The following is a 14,234-nucleotide window of genomic DNA, read 5'->3' as shown; positions in this document are numbered from 1 at the left end:
CGCTAACGCGGTTATCACGCCAATAAAAAACAGAGTGAGCCCCCCTATGCGCTTGAGCCTGAAGGCCAAAGTCCTGTCCCTGGCAGTCCTCCCGGTACTGTTGTTTGCGCTGGTGATCAGCCTGAGCACGGTATTCATGCTGCGTCAGCAGGCCCAGAAAGAAGTCGAGGAAACCCGTCAGCGCCTGTTGGGCGAGGCCAAGGCCACGCTGCAAAGCTATGTCGAAGTGGCCTTGAACACGGTCAAGCCGCTGTACGACGCGGCAGCTCCCGGGGATCAGGCGGTTCGGGCCGAGGTGCTCAAGCTGCTGTCGAACATCACCTATGGCAAGGACGGCTACTTCTTCGGCTACGACTCCGAGACTGTGCGCCTGTTCAAGGGCAATAGCGCCGACGGCGTGGGCAAGAGCTTCAAGGACAACCGCGACCCCAATGGGGTCTACGTCAACCGCGAACTGGTGCGGGTCGGCAAGGACGGCAGTCATTACGTGCAATACAGCTCGACCCAGCCGGGCAGCGATGTGTTGGTGCCCAAGCTGGGCTACACCGAATACCTGCCCAAGTGGGACATGGTGCTGGGCACCTCGGTCAACCTCGACGGCATCGACGCCCAGGTGGCGGCGGTGGAGAACAGCGTCAACCAGCGCATGGAAGGCATGGTCCTGAGCATTCTCGGGATCGCCGCGGTGGTGCTGCTGGTGATCGCGGGCCTGGGGCTGCTGGTGGCCAACACCATGCTGCGGCCGCTGAACCTGATGAAGGCCAATCTGGATGACATCGCCGCCGGCGAAGGCGACCTGACCCGGCGCCTGGCGATCACCAGCCAGGACGAACTGGGGCAGTTGGCCGGTTCGTTCAACCGCTTTGTCGACAAGATCCACAGCCTGGTGCGGCAGATCACCGAGATGACCGGGCAGCTCACCGAGCTGGTGACCCAGGTCTCGGATCAGGCGCACCGCTCCGAGCAGGCCATGGAGCGTCAGCGCCACGAGACCGATCAGGTGGCCACGGCGATCAATGAAATGTCTTCCGCGGCCCAGGAAGTGGCGCGCAGTGCCCAGGGCGCGGCGGTGGCTGCGCAGCAGACCGATGAAGAAGGCCAGGCGGCCAAGCGTGTGGTCGATGGCAGCATCCAGCAGATCCACTCCCTGGTCAGCGATATCCGCAACAGCGGCACCTCCCTGGACAGCCTGCAGCAGGACGTGTCGTCGATTGTCAGCGTGCTGGACGTGATCCGCTCGATTGCCGAACAGACCAACCTGCTGGCGCTCAACGCCGCCATCGAAGCGGCTCGGGCCGGGGAGGCCGGGCGTGGTTTTGCCGTGGTCGCCGACGAAGTCCGCGCCCTGGCCAGCCGCACCCAGCAGAGCACCCAGGAAATCCAGGGCATGATCGACCGTCTGCAGCAGGGCACCCGGGTGGCGGTGGACGCCATGCGCCGCTCCAGCGACGCCGGCGACGGCACCTCGGTGAAGGCCAACGAGGCCGGGGCTTCGCTGGACACCATGGCCCAGCTGATTGGCACCATCAATTCGATGAACGCGCAGATTGCCAGCGCCGCCGAGGAGCAGACCGCGGTAGCCGAGGAGATCAACCGCAGCGTGCACCAGATCGCCGTGGCGGTGGACAGCGTGGCCGATGAAACCCAGCGCGGGGCCCAGACCTCCCGCAGCCTGGCGGACCTGGGCCAGCGCCTGGGTCGGCTGGTGGGGCAGTTCCGTATCTGATCGGGCGCCATTGCCGCCCATCGGGGCGGCTGGCCGGGGGGAGGCGGTTCAGGCGCCGATGTCACGCATCAACAGGGCGAAGCGCAGGTCGACCTGATCCGGAATTGGCAGGTACACGGTGTGACCGTCACCGGGGGCGACTTCGATGGCTTCGCCCTTGGCGTTTTGCAGTTCGTGCAGATCGAAGTGGAAGTTGCCCTTGGGGGTCATCAGTTCCATGTGATCGCCCACGGTGAATCGGTTCTTGACCTTGACTTCGGCCAGGCGGTCACGGCGCTCGCCGGTGAGTTCGCCGACGAACTGCTGGCGCTCCGACACCGAGCTGCCGTTCTGGTAGTTCTGGTATTCGTCATGCACATGGCGGCGCAGGAAGCCTTCGGTGTAGCCGCGCTGGGCCAGGGATTCCAGGTCGTTCATCAGGCTGCGGTCGAACTCGCGTCCGGCCGCCGCGTCGTCGATGGCCCGGCGGTACACCTGGGTGGTGCGCGCGCAGTAGAAGTGCGACTTGGTCCGGCCTTCGATCTTCAGCGAGTGCACGCCCATGCGGGTCAGGCGCTCCACATGCTGCACCGCCCGCAGGTCCTTGGCGTTCATGATGTAGGTGCCGTGCTCGTCCTCGAAGGCCGGCATCAGTTCGTCCGGGCGATTGGCTTCCTGCAGCAGGAACACCTGCTCGGTGGGCGCGCCCAGGCCCAGGGTCGGCTCTGGCTGGAAGGTCTGGACGATTTCCCCGAGGTCGTTCTCGGTGGCCTCTTCAGCCTTGTATTTCCAGCGGCAGGCGTTGGTGCAGGTGCCCTGGTTGGCGTCGCGCTTGTTCATGTAGCCCGAGAGCAGGCAGCGTCCGGAGTAGGCCATGCACAGCGCGCCGTGGACGAAGACTTCCAGCTCCATGGCCGGTACTTGCTGGCGGATTTCCTCGATCTCTTCGAGCGACAGCTCCCGGGACAGGATGATCCGCGTCAGCCCCTGTTGCTGCCAGAACTCGACGCTGGCCCAGTTCACCGTGTTGGCCTGCACCGAGAGGTGGATCGGCATGTGCGGGAAGTGCCGGCGCACCAGCATGATCAGGCCCGGGTCGGACATGATCAGCGCATCCGGGGCCATGTCGATGACCGGTTGCAGGTCCTTGAGGAAGGTCTTGAGCTTGGCATTGTGCGGGGCGATGTTGACCACCACGTAGAAACGCTTGCCCTGGGCCTGGGCCTCGCGAATGCCAAGGGCCAGGTTGGCGTGGTCGAATTCGTTGTTGCGTACCCGCAGGCTGTAGCGCGGCTGGCCGGCGTACACCGCATCGGCGCCGTAGGCGAAGGCGTAGCGCATGTTCTTCAGGGTGCCGGCGGGGGCCAGGAGTTCGGGTTTGGCGAGGAGCGTCATGGGGCTTGTCGGTCGCAAAAGGTCGCGAGGGTAAGCCAGTGCGCCGGGGCATTCATTGATCTGGGTCTATGTCTGGCGCAGAAAAAACGCACTCGGCCTCGCGGCTGCGGACTAACCCCCAGGACGCCGCGATCGGGCGTCGGCTGACCTGGATCGGACATGAATCAAAGCAACCTGCAAAACAAAAGCCTGCTGCTGTTGCTGGCCCTGGTGACGGTGGCGTTTATCTGGATCTTGCTGCCGTTCTACGGGGCGCTGTTCTGGGCGGTGATCCTGGGCATCGTCTTCGCTCCCCTGCAGCGCAGCCTGCAGTCGAAGTTTGGCTGGCCGCGCAATCTCGCGGCCCTGTGCACGCTGTTGATCTGTCTGTTGATCGCCATCCTGCCGGTGATCATCACCGGTGTGCTGTTGGTTCAGGAAGGCGCCGACTTGTACCAGAAGATTGAAAGCGGCCAGTTGGATATCGCCGGCTACCTGGCCCAGTTCAAGCACGGCCTGCCGCCGTACCTGCAGCACTGGCTGGACCGCCTGGGCCTGGGCGAACTCAAGGGTTTGCAGGACAAGGCGGTCAAGGGCGCGATGCAGGGCAGCCAGTACCTGGCGACCCAGGCCTTCAGCTTCGGCCAGGGCACCTTCGAGTTCGTGGTGAGTTTCTGCATCATGCTGTACCTGCTGTTTTTCTTTCTGCGCGATGGCGCCGAGCTGGTGCGCAAGATCCGCAGCGCCGTGCCCCTGGCCGAGTACCAGAAGCGCCGTCTGCAATTGAAGTTCAATCGGGTGGTGCGGGCCACGGTCAAGGGCAATGTGCTGGTGGCGGTGACCCAGGGCGCCCTGGGCGGGCTGATCTTCTGGTTTCTCGACATTCCCAGCGCCTTGCTCTGGGCGGTGTTGATGGCCTTTCTGTCGCTGTTGCCGGCAGTGGGGGCGGGGATTGTCTGGGGGCCGGTGGCGGTGTATTTCCTGGTCAGCGGCGCGATCTGGCAAGGGGTGCTGCTGGTGCTGTTCGGGGTGCTGGTGATCGGTCTGGTGGACAACCTGCTGCGCCCAATCCTGGTGGGCAAGGACACGCGGATGCCGGATTACCTGATCCTGATCTCGACCCTGGGCGGGCTGGCGGTTTTCGGCCTCAACGGTTTTGTCATCGGGCCGTTGATCGCTGCATTGTTCATGTCGAGCTGGGCGCTGTTCGGCGAAACCCGGCCCCGGGTGCGATTGCCCTAGTACTGGATGGCCCGGTGCTACGAAACATCACCTATTGTGTTGTCGGAGATTGCTACCGGTGCTACTGGTATGGACGCTTCAGTCCACCACCTGATCGAGCATGTGCAGCACTTCCTGCTCGTTGAGCAGGCCCTTGCGCACCAGGTTCTGGGTCAGCAGCGAAAGGAACTTGGCGCTGCGATGGCCTTCCAGATGCTTGAGTTCGGTCAGGGCGTCGTACACCCGGCTGGAGGTGCAGAGGCCTTCGACGCGGTGCGGGTTTTGCGTGGGCATGGGGTTCGTCCTTGTTGTTATGGGCCTGTTGTGGCGGGGCTGCTATGACAGGCGCGGGGCGAGCGGACCCGATTGATCTTGCAGTCCCTGAATGACACATGCGTGACAGTCCCATGTCGCCCGACGCGTCGCTGGGATGGGCACACTATTGCCGGATTTTCAGGCAAATACTGTTCCAATCGCGACATGATGCTGAGCTATTCAGACATTTGGGTGATGGCAAAATGCAACAAGCCCCGCTGGATGGGCGGGGCCTGTGGTTGTTTCAGTGCTGTGTTACCAGCGGCCGGGACCCGGGCCGTAGTAGTAATGAGGGTGGCCGTAGTAGCCGCGGGGCGGGCCGTAGTACACCGGTGCCGGGCGGTAGTAGACCGGTTGCTGTACATAGACCGGGGCTGGCTGGTAGTAGACCGGCGGCGGTGGCGCGGCGTACACCGGCTGCGGCTGGACATACACCGGCGCCTGCTGCACATAGACCGGACGATCCTGGTTGGCGATCACCGAACCCACTACGGCTGCGCCGACAACAGCACCCAGTGCGGCGGGCCCGGCCCAGCCACCGCCGTGGGCGGATGCCTGGCCTGCGACAGCGAGTGCGCCAATGAGCAAGGCTATCTTGGGGATTTTGGAAATCATGGTTGTTCCTCGGTTCAACCTCCGCGTTCATGGTCTGCACCAGACTCAAGAACTGACGCGGGGATACTTCTAAGACAGCGGTTTCTGCAAAATCTGCACAGCCGCTGAGTAAATATTGTGTAAGGTCTGTACCGGCCTCTTTACCGTCATCCCTGGGCGTCGAAGAGGCCTGTGAACCCGCGGCGATATGATCGGGCACAAGGGCTTGGCTGACCAATCCCGTCTATCCGAAAGTGCCCAGCAAGGAGATGAACATGCAAATGAATCCCGACAAAGACACCCAGCTGTGCATGTCGCTGTCTGGGCGTCCGGGGAATTTCGGCCTGCGCTTTCACAATCACCTGTATGAGCAGTTGGGGCTCAACTTCTATTACAAGGCTTTCAGCAGCCGGGACCTGCCCGGCGCGGTGCGAGGGATTCGCGCGTTGGGTATTCGTGGCTGCGGCGTGTCCATGCCGTTCAAGGAAGACTGCATCGCCCTGGTGGATGAGCTGGATGCCTCGGCCCGGGCCATTGCCTCGATCAATACCATCGTCAATACCGACGGCCATCTGAAGGCCTACAACACTGATTACATCGCCGTGGCCCGCTTGCTGGCCGAACACGCCGTGCCCCGGGAGTCGACCTTCGCCCTGCGCGGCAGCGGCGGCATGGCCAAGGCCGTGGCCAGCGCCTTGCGTGATGGCGGATATGCCCGCGGGGTAATCGTGGCCCGCAACGAAGTGGCCGGGCGTGCTCTGGCCAGTTCCCTGGGCTATGAGTGGCAGGCCGAGTTGGGCAGCCTGCGGCCGCAGATGCTGATCAACGTGACCCCGATCGGCATGAGCGGCGGGCCTGAGGCGCAGCAACTGGCGTTCGACGCCGAGGCGATCGCGGCGGCGGACAGGGTGTTCGATGTGGTGGCGGTGCCGCCGCAGACGCCTTTGATCCTGCGGGCCCAGGCCGAGGGCAAGCAGGTCATCACCGGCCTGGAAGTGATTGCCATCCAGGCTCTGGAGCAGTTCGTGCTGTATACCGGGGTGCGCCCGAGCGAGGAGCAGTTCCAGAAGGCCGTGGCCTTCGCCCGGGCCTGAAACCGAAACCCTGTAGCCGCTGCCGCAGGCTGTGATCGGGTCCTGACGGCCTTCGGCGCCCGCAAGGGCGCCGCGCCGTTTTTGGAGGGCAATCGCAGCTTTCGGCAGCGGCTATGAGTATCAGCCTTCGAGCTGGGCCAGGCGCTGTTCCAGGGCGGCAATCCGTGCTTCCAGTTCTTCGATGCGTTCCACTGAAACGCCGCTGCCCGTGCCGCGTTCCACCGGGTTGCCGCGGGCGGCGAGAATCGCCTCGATGTCCGCCGGGTCGCCCAGGGCATGGGTGTAGCGGTCTTCGCGCTGACCGGCCTGACGCGGAATGTGCAGGGCCAGGCCCCGGGCGATCAGGCGTTCGAGCTGGTGCAGGACTTGCTCGCTGTCTTCGAAATCATGCATGCGGCCGCTGCGGGTCAGCAGCTCGTTGACGGTTTGCGGCCCGCGCAGAAACATCAGGCCGCAGAGGATCAACTGCGCCGGCACCAGTTCCAGGGCCTTGTCCAGGCGCTGTTCCCAGCGATCGGCGCGGCTGCCCATGACCAGCCGGGTGAACCCCCGGGCTTCGAGGGCGCGCAGGCTTTGGCCAACCTGGCCCGGGGTCAGGTTCATCACCGGTTCGCGGCTGGTTTTCTGATTGCAGGCCAGCACCAGGGCGTTGAGGGTCAGGGGGTAGGTTTCCGGGTTGGTGGCCTGCTTTTCGATCAACGAACCCAGGATGCGGATATCGCTGCTGCTCAAGCGCAGTTCTTCGCCGGGAGTGTCGTGCTCGTTGCTCATAAGTGCTGGTCCCTTGGTCACTGATGGTGGGTCGTGAAAAACCGCAACAGGGCCTTGATCGGCACCGCGGTTGTTCCGTGGCCGGGTGGGCCACCTTGGAGGGGCTCTGTTTTACCTTCAGAACCCGGATCTTGCCATCAGAACTTGGTCGGACCCGGACAGATTCCGGGTTTGCCGGAGTGCCCCCGCCCTTGCGCTGTGGGCGAGGGCGACCCGCTCAGCTCGGTTGCGGATCTGTTGCCGGCTGTGTCGCCGGCGTCGAGTCCGCGGCGGCTGCGGGCTCCCCCGATGCTTCCAGGCACTGGCGGCTGAAGCGGGCGACGGCGAGCAGGGCGTTTCTCGCGGAACGCAGGTAGAACGCCTGCAACTGGAAGACGTGCCAGCGCTCCTCAAAGATTTCCAGGCGGCAGCTCACCCCAGCCTGCCGGGCGCGCTTGGCCAGGCGCACTGAGTCCGACAGCAGCAGCTCCTGGTCGCCCACCTGGATCAGCATGGGCGGCAGGCCACGCAGGTCCGCCTCCAGGGGGCGATGGGTCAGGGTTGGCGCCGGCGCCGCGTAGGCCTTGAGGGCTTGCTCCAGCCAGTCGCGGCGAATCATCGGGTCGACCGTCTGGCGCGATTGCAGACTGGCGCCGCGCAGATCCGGATCAGTGACTGGCGACAGCAGTATCAGCCCGGCGGCAATCGCCTCGCCGCGCTGTTTCAGAGCCAGGGCCAAGGCCAGGACCAGGGCGCCCCCGGCGGAGTCGCCGGCAATCAGCAGTTGTTCGGCCGGGCAGCCCTGGGCGCGGATGGCGTCGTAACAGGCCAGGCAATCCTCCAGCGCGGCGGGGTAGGGATGCTCCGGTGCCAGTCGGTAGTCGGGCACCCAGACGCTGCAGCCGCTATCCCGGGCCAGACGGCTGGTGATACTGAAGTGGCTGTGAGGGCTGCCCAGGCAGAAGGCGCCGCCGTGCAGGTAGAGGATCGCGCCTTTGCCGGGCGTGGCGGCGGCTTCGACTTTCTGCACCGGCAAGCTGCCCAGCCAGTGCCACCGGCGGCGAACCCCGGCGCAGCCGGGCATCAGCCAGGCCAGGGCGTTGACGATCTGGCGTTGGCGCACCAGCTCCCGGGGCGGGCCGATCAGGGCGCGGAAGCTGGCCCGCAGGAACAGCCGCAGCCAGGCCGCGCTACCCCGTTCCAGCCAATCCCGCGGCGACGCCACGCGCTGCCCGTCGGCCGCCGCCGAGTGCCGTTCCAGGGAGCCGGCGAAACGATAGGCGGCAAGCCCGGCATAGCGGGTCAGCCATCTGTAGGTCCAGGTGAATCCGGGCCAGTTGGTGCTGTTGTGGCCGCGGGCGTCGACGTACCAGCTGGTGCAGCCGCTCCAGACCGAATCGGCCAGACGCCGCTGGATCCGCTGTTGCAGGCGCTGGTGCGGGGCCTCCTCGACTTCCAGGGTTTGCGCGCCGCTGGCCAGCAGTGCCTGGCGGGCCTTGAGCACGTGGCTGATCTGGCTTTCCAGCATGTGGATGATGGAGTTGTGGCCCAGGTTGGTGTTGGGCCCGTAGAGCATGAAGAAGTTGGGGAAGCCGGGGACACTGAGCCCCAGGTAGGCGCTGGCGCCTGCTTGCCAGGCCTGGTTCAGTTCGAGGCCGTTGCGGCCGCTGATGCGCATGGGCGCAAGGAACTCGGTGGCGGCGAAGCCGGTGCCGTAGATGATCGCGTCCACCGGGTGCTGCTGGCCGTCGAGGGTTTCGATGCCGTGCTCGGTGATGCGGGCGATGCCCTGGGTCAGCAGCTCGACATGGGGGCGGGCAAAGGTCTTGAGGTAGTCGTTGGACAGCAGGATGCGCTTGCAGCCGATGGGGTAGTCCGGGGTCATCTGGCGGCGCAGCTCGGGGTCGGGCACCGAGGCCTCCAGCAGTTGGCGAAAGGGGATGCCGACCACCCACTGGGTCAGGCCCTTGAGGCGAGTGAAGCCCAGGGCCCGGGATTCGAAATGCAGGTAGTGGGCCGCGCGCAGCAGTTTCAGCCGCCAGGGCTGTTGGGCCAGGCGCTGTTTTTCCTGTTCGCTGTAGGCCCGGTCGGCCTTGGGCATGATGTAGGCCGGCGAGCGCTGGAAGACCTTGAGCGCCGCCACCTGATCGGCAATCTGCGGCACGAACTGGATGGCCGAGGCGCCGGTGCCGATCACCGCCACCCGTTTGTCGGCCAGGGGGTAGTGGTGGTCCCAGTGGGCGGAGTGAAAGACCTTGCCGCGAAAGGTGTCCATGCCCGGCAGTTTGGGCAGGGCGGGACGGCTCAGTTGGCCGACGGCGCTGATCAGCAAGCGGGTGAAATGCTCCTGGCCATCGTTGCAGATGACCTGCCAGTAATGGCCGGTTTCATCGAATCGGGCGTGGCGGACTTCGCTGCCGAAGTGAATGTGTCGCAGCAGGTCGTAGGTGCGGGCGCAATGCTGCAGGTAGTCGTGGATCTCGGCCTGGGGCGCGAATACCCGGGACCAGCGCGGGTTGGGCTCGAAGGAAAATGAGTACAGGTGCGAAGGTACGTCGCAGGCGGCGCCGGGGTAGGTGTTGTCGCGCCAGACGCCGCCGACGTCCTGGCCCTTCTCAAGCAGGAGGAACCGGCTGACCCCGGCCTTGCGCAGGGCGATGGCCATGCCCAGGCCGCCGAAGCCGGCGCCGATGATCAGGGCTTCCAGGGGCGCGCAGGGGCTGGAGCAGAGGTTTTGCGGGGCGGTGGATTCGGGCATGACGACCTCGTTGTTATTGTTGTGGACGCTGGATGGATCGATTCGGGACCGTGTTCTGCCGATGGTGGCGTGGCCCCGTTGAGTCAAGCATGGAGGTAAATATCCGTGGACCCCATGCTGCAACGGGACAAGTGTTTTAGTATTTGGGCCAAATCCGCCGCCCATGAGTCAGGCCATGAACGTTCAAGCATTCACCCGGGGACCGTCCAGCGCCTTGCTGCTGGTGAATTTTGCGCTTGAAAGGGGCCTGTCGCCGACGCGCCTGCTGGCCGGTTGCGCGGTGTCCCTGGAGGTATTGCAAGACCCCAACACGCTGCTGCTGGCGGCTCAGGAGCTGCGGTTGGTGAGCAATCTGCTGCAGCTCCTGGGCCATCCTCCCGGGCTGGGCTATGAGGTGGGCGCGCGTTACCACTTCTCCACCTACGGCCTGTTCGGCTATGGCCTGATCAGCAGCGCGACGCCGGCGGATGCTCTGAATCTGGCCCTGCGCTTTCTGCCGCTGACCTATGCCTTCGCGTCCATCGACTACCGACTGGAGCGGGATCTGGGCGTGCTGGTGTTCGGTGCGCCGCCGGTAGCCGATCCGCAGATGGCCGGGTTTCTGCTGGAACGGGACATGGCCGCTGCCGCGGTCTTGATGAAGGAGATTGTCGGTGAGGATTTTTCTCTGGCGCGCCTGACCCGTCGTGCTGCCCCGCCCGCGGATCGCGCGGCCAGCGATGTGTCGCGGGTGCTGGGCCGGGTGCCCGAGTACCGGGCGGCGCAGGACAGCCTGGCATTCGACCGGCGGTTCCTGGATCGCGCCTTGCCCCAGGCCAATCCGCTGACAGTGGCGATGTGCGAGCAGTTGTGCCGGCAGTTGCTTGAGCGCCGACAGGCCCATCAGAGCACGGCGGCCCTGGTCCGCCAGCATCTTGAGGCCCTGCCGGCCGGCAGGGTCGCGGATCTGCCGGACATGGCGCGTCTGGCTCGGACCAGTGTGCGCACCTTGAAACGGCGTCTGCAGGAAGAGGGCACCAGCTATCGCCAGGTGCTGGCCGAACAGCGTGGTGCCCGGGCCCTTGAGCTGTTGGGCAATCGCGCCTTGAGTCTGACCCGGATCGCCGAAGAGTTGGGCTTCAGCGATCTGTCGAGTTTTTCCCAGAGCTTCAAGCGCTGGTTCGGCGTCGCCCCCAGCGCCTATCGCCGGGGACCTCCGGGATAAAGGCCCCGCTCCGGGCCGCAGTGGCTATAATCGCTGCTCGTTGTATTCCCGCCATCTGTGTCGAGACTGTCATGACTATTTCCCTGTACGCTGCTTCCGTTCCCGTCTTCAAGCAAATGCTCAATGCCCTGAGCGATGTCCTGCACAAGGCCGAAGCTCACGCCACGGCGAAGAACATCGAGCCCAATGCCCTGCTTCAGGCGCGCCTGTACCCGGACATGTTCCCGCTGGTGCGTCAGGTGCAGATCGCCGTGGACTTCGCCAAGGGCGTGTCGGCCCGCCTGGCCGAGGTCGAGCTGCCCAAGTACGACGACAGCGAAACCACCTTCGCCGACCTGCAGGCGCTGATTGCCAAGGTGCTGGCCTTCATCGACGGCATCCAGCCTTCGCAGATCGATGGCAAGGAAGGCATCGAGATCGTTACCCGTCCGGGCACCCCGAAAGAGAAACGCTTCAGTGGCCAGTCCTACCTGCTGACTTACGGCCTGCCGCAGTTCTTCTTCCACGTCACCACCACCTACGCGATCCTGCGTCACAACGGTGTGGAAGTGGGCAAGCGCGATTACATGGGCGCGTTCTAAAACACCAGGCGATAAAAAAAGCCCGGCCAGGTTGACCCTGGTCGGGCTTTTTAGTGGGCGTTGGATCAGGCGGTGGCTTGCGCCTTGTCTTCCTGGGCCATGCACGCCGCGGCAGTGAAGAGTACGTCGGTGGATGAGTTCAGCGCGGTTTCCGCCGAGTCCTGCAGCACGCCGATGATGAAGCCCACCGCGACCACCTGCATGGCGATTTCGCTGGGGATGCCGAACAGGCTGCAGGCCAGGGGAATCAGCAGCAGCGAGCCGCCGGCGACACCCGAAGCGCCGCAAGCGCAGATCGCCGCGACCACGCTGAGCAGCACGGCAGTAGGCAGGTCCACGGCTATGCCCAGGGTGTGCACGGCGGCCAGGGTCAGCACGGTGATGGTGATCGCCGCGCCAGCCATGTTGATGGTGGCCCCCAGGGGGATGGACACCGAGTAGGTGTCTTCATGCAGGCCCAGGCGCTTGCTCAGTTCCAGGTTGACCGGAATGTTGGCGGCCGAGCTGCGGGTGAAGAAGGCGGTGATGCCGCTCTCGCGCAGGCAGGTCAGCACCAGCGGGAAGGGGTTGCGGCGGATCTTCCAGAACACGATCAGCGGGTTCATCACCAGGGCCACGAACAGCATGCAGCCGATCAGTACCGCCAGCAGGTGCAGGTAGCCGAGCAGGGCGTCGAAGCCGGAAGTGGCCAGGGTCGAGGCCACCAGGCCGAAGATCCCCAGGGGGGCGAAGCGGATCACCACGCGCACGATGACGGTCACGCCGTTGGACAGGTCATCGAGTACGGCGCGGGTGGTCTCGCCGGCATGCCGGATGGCCACGCCCATGCCGATGGCCCAGGCCAGGATGCCGATGAAGTTGGCGTTCATCAGGGCACTGACCGGGTTGTCCACCACGCTCAGCAGCAGGCTTTGCAGCACTTCGCTGATACCGCCGGGGGCACTCACGGCGACGTCGTGGGAGGCCAGGACCAGGGACGAGGGGAACAGGCTGCTGGCGATCACCGCGACCACCGCCGCGGCGAAGGTGCCCAGCAGGTAGAGCACCAGGATCGGCCGGATATGGGTTTCCTGGCCGTGCTTGTGGTTGGCGATGGAGGCCATGACCAGCACGAACACCAGGATCGGTGCCACGGCCTTGAGCGCCGAGACGAAGACCTTGCCGATGAAGGTGGTGGACTTCGCCACTTCGGGGGCCAGCAGGGCCAGGGCGATCCCGGCGATCAGGCCGATGACGATCTGGGTCACCAGGCTCAGGCGTTTGAGGGTGTGGAGGAAGGAAGGAGGTGCAGCGCTCATAGCGGTATCTCTGTTTTTTTAATGTGCAGTGCATGCCGGGGCTGAGCCGGCATCCAGGGATGCGGTGGCAAAGGGCAACGGGCGATCGGTTGGCCTGACGGGCAAGCCAGTACGACAACCACTGTTTTTGGCAGGGGGCGGACTTTATCACAGGCGCCCGGGCTTCCTGCGTCGATGTGACGATCTGCCACCTGCGACGCCCGGTGCCGGCGCGGTTGCCCTGACCCGTACCCACTCTGTTAAGATTCGCCACCCCTTTTTCTATCCAGTCAGCGGGCCCTTCGGGCTGTCGCTGCTGTCGTTGTTTCTGGAGTTTTCGATGTTGTTGCCCATCCTGCTGTTGTCCGCCGCGGGTTTTACCGTGTTGACCACGGAGTTCGTCATCGTCGGCCTGTTGCCGTCGATAGCCCGGGACTTGCAGGTCAGCGTGTCGCAGGCCGGCTTGCTGGTGACCCTGTTCGCCTTTACCGTCGCGGCGTTCGGGCCCTTCCTCACGGCGTATTTCGCGCGTTTTCCGCGCAAGCAGCTGTTTATCAGCGTGCTGCTGATGTTTGGCCTGGCCAACACCCTGGCGGCCCTGGCGCCGAACATCTGGGTAATGGCCCTGGCACGCCTGGTGCCGGCCCTGGGGTTGCCGGTGTTCTGGGCCCTGGCCAGTGAAACGGCGGTGGATATCGTCGGCCCGGATCATGCCGGGCGCGCCATCGCCAAGATCGGCTTCGGCATCGTCTGTGCCACGGTGTTCGGGATTCCCGTGGGCACCCTGATTGCCGATGCGTTCGGCTGGCGCAGCGCCTTTGGCATCCTGGCCCTGGTGGCCTTCGCCAAGGCCCTGCTGCTGTGGGTCTATCTGCCGAAAACCAGGCCGCACAACCCGCAAGCGAGCCTGCGGGCGCAGTTTCGCATCCTGCGCAGCCCGCTGATGCAGGGGCATGTGCTGCTGTCGATCCTGGTGTTCAGCGGCATGTTCACCGCCTATACCTACCTGGCGGACATCCTCGAACGCCTGGCCGGTTTCGACGGCACCCTGGTGGGCTGGTGCCTGATGGGTTTTGGCGCGGTGGGGCTGATCGGCAATTCCCTGGGCGGCCGGGCCGTGGACCGCCATCCGCTGATCGCCTCCATGGTGTTCTGCGCCTTGATGATCGGCGGCATGCTGGCCCTGGTGCCGAGCATTGATTCGACCCTGGGGCTGGCGGCGGCCATGGGCGTCTGGGGCGTGACCCAGGCCGCGATGTTCCTGGTCAGCCATGTGCGCCTGATCAAGGCCGCGCCGCAAGCGCCGGCATTCGCCGCGTCGCTGAACATCGCCGGGGCCAACCTGGGGATCGGCCTGGGGG

The 14,234-nt window shown here is 65.0% G+C and carries 12 protein-coding genes and 1 pseudogene; 7 read left to right on the top strand and 6 right to left on the bottom strand.

The features are described from left to right. Window positions 1-46 precede the first annotated feature (46 nt). Both DNK59_RS32565 and DNK59_RS32560 read left to right on the top strand, forming a co-directional pair. A pseudogene (locus tag DNK59_RS32565) lies at window positions 47-868 on the top strand (cache domain-containing protein); the annotation flags it as partial. Window positions 869-904: 36 nt separating this feature from the next. Beyond that, window positions 905-1,726 carry a methyl-accepting chemotaxis protein gene (locus tag DNK59_RS32560; RefSeq protein ID WP_371920316.1) on the top strand — a complete coding sequence of 274 codons (822 nt, stop codon included), beginning with the start codon at window positions 905-907 and terminating at the stop codon, window positions 1,724-1,726. A 48-nt stretch (window positions 1,727-1,774) separates the two neighbouring features. Here the strand turns inward: DNK59_RS32560 and yegQ are convergent, their stop codons facing one another. Then, window positions 1,775-3,100, bottom strand: a complete 1,326-nt coding sequence (gene yegQ / locus DNK59_RS22865; RefSeq protein ID WP_110724727.1) for a tRNA 5-hydroxyuridine modification protein YegQ — start codon at window positions 3,098-3,100, stop codon at window positions 1,775-1,777. A 159-nt stretch (window positions 3,101-3,259) separates the two neighbouring features. Here yegQ and DNK59_RS22860 point away from each other — a divergent pair, with 159 nt between their 5' ends. Further along, window positions 3,260-4,321, top strand: coding sequence for an AI-2E family transporter (locus DNK59_RS22860; protein ID WP_110724726.1), 1,062 nt, complete (start codon window positions 3,260-3,262; stop codon window positions 4,319-4,321). Between the two features lie 78 nt (window positions 4,322-4,399). Here the strand turns inward: DNK59_RS22860 and DNK59_RS22855 are convergent, their stop codons facing one another. After that, entirely contained in the window at window positions 4,400-4,594 is a 195-nt protein-coding gene (locus DNK59_RS22855; RefSeq protein WP_016965586.1) for a hypothetical protein, read from the bottom strand. A gap of 276 nt (window positions 4,595-4,870) precedes the next feature. Then, window positions 4,871-5,230 (bottom strand): hypothetical protein, encoded by a 360-nt coding sequence (locus DNK59_RS22850; protein ID WP_060840205.1) that lies wholly within the window; start codon window positions 5,228-5,230, stop codon window positions 4,871-4,873. A gap of 254 nt (window positions 5,231-5,484) precedes the next feature. Between DNK59_RS22850 and DNK59_RS22845 the strand changes: the two genes are divergently transcribed. Continuing rightward, entirely contained in the window at window positions 5,485-6,303 is an 819-nt protein-coding gene (locus tag DNK59_RS22845) for a shikimate 5-dehydrogenase (protein WP_110724725.1), read from the top strand. 120 nt (window positions 6,304-6,423) lie between these two features. On the opposite strand, the gene DNK59_RS22840 is transcribed toward DNK59_RS22845, so the two are convergent. Together DNK59_RS22840 and DNK59_RS22835 are read right to left on the bottom strand one after the other, a co-directional pair. Then, entirely contained in the window at window positions 6,424-7,074 is a 651-nt protein-coding gene (locus tag DNK59_RS22840) for a YceH family protein (protein WP_110724724.1), read from the bottom strand. Window positions 7,075-7,291: 217 nt separating this feature from the next. Continuing rightward, a complete protein-coding gene (locus DNK59_RS22835; protein ID WP_110724723.1) occupies window positions 7,292-9,811 on the bottom strand; it encodes an alpha/beta hydrolase fold domain-containing protein in 2,520 nt (839 codons plus the stop codon). A gap of 175 nt (window positions 9,812-9,986) precedes the next feature. Here DNK59_RS22835 and DNK59_RS22830 point away from each other — a divergent pair, with 175 nt between their 5' ends. Both DNK59_RS22830 and DNK59_RS22825 read left to right on the top strand, forming a co-directional pair. Next, complete coding sequence (locus DNK59_RS22830; protein WP_110724722.1) at window positions 9,987-11,015, top strand: AraC family transcriptional regulator; 1,029 nt, start codon at window positions 9,987-9,989, stop codon at window positions 11,013-11,015. 71 nt (window positions 11,016-11,086) lie between these two features. After that, window positions 11,087-11,596 (top strand): DUF1993 family protein, encoded by a 510-nt coding sequence (locus DNK59_RS22825; RefSeq protein ID WP_092312759.1) that lies wholly within the window; start codon window positions 11,087-11,089, stop codon window positions 11,594-11,596. Window positions 11,597-11,661: 65 nt separating this feature from the next. On the opposite strand, the gene sstT is transcribed toward DNK59_RS22825, so the two are convergent. After that, the gene (gene sstT, locus DNK59_RS22820) at window positions 11,662-12,894 is read right to left on the bottom strand and encodes a serine/threonine transporter SstT (protein ID WP_110724721.1); all 1,233 of its coding nucleotides are present in this window, start codon (window positions 12,892-12,894) and stop codon (window positions 11,662-11,664) included. A gap of 319 nt (window positions 12,895-13,213) precedes the next feature. Here sstT and DNK59_RS22815 point away from each other — a divergent pair. After that, window positions 13,214-14,234 (top strand): MFS transporter (locus tag DNK59_RS22815; protein ID WP_110724720.1); only part of this gene is annotated, 1,021 nt, incomplete at its 3' end.

It is taken from the genome of Pseudomonas sp. TKO26 (genome assembly GCF_003225665.1).
GTDB classification, from domain to species: Bacteria; Pseudomonadota; Gammaproteobacteria; order Pseudomonadales; family Pseudomonadaceae; genus Aquipseudomonas; species Aquipseudomonas saponiphila.
This window is presented reverse-complemented; position numbering and strand designations above follow the sequence as displayed.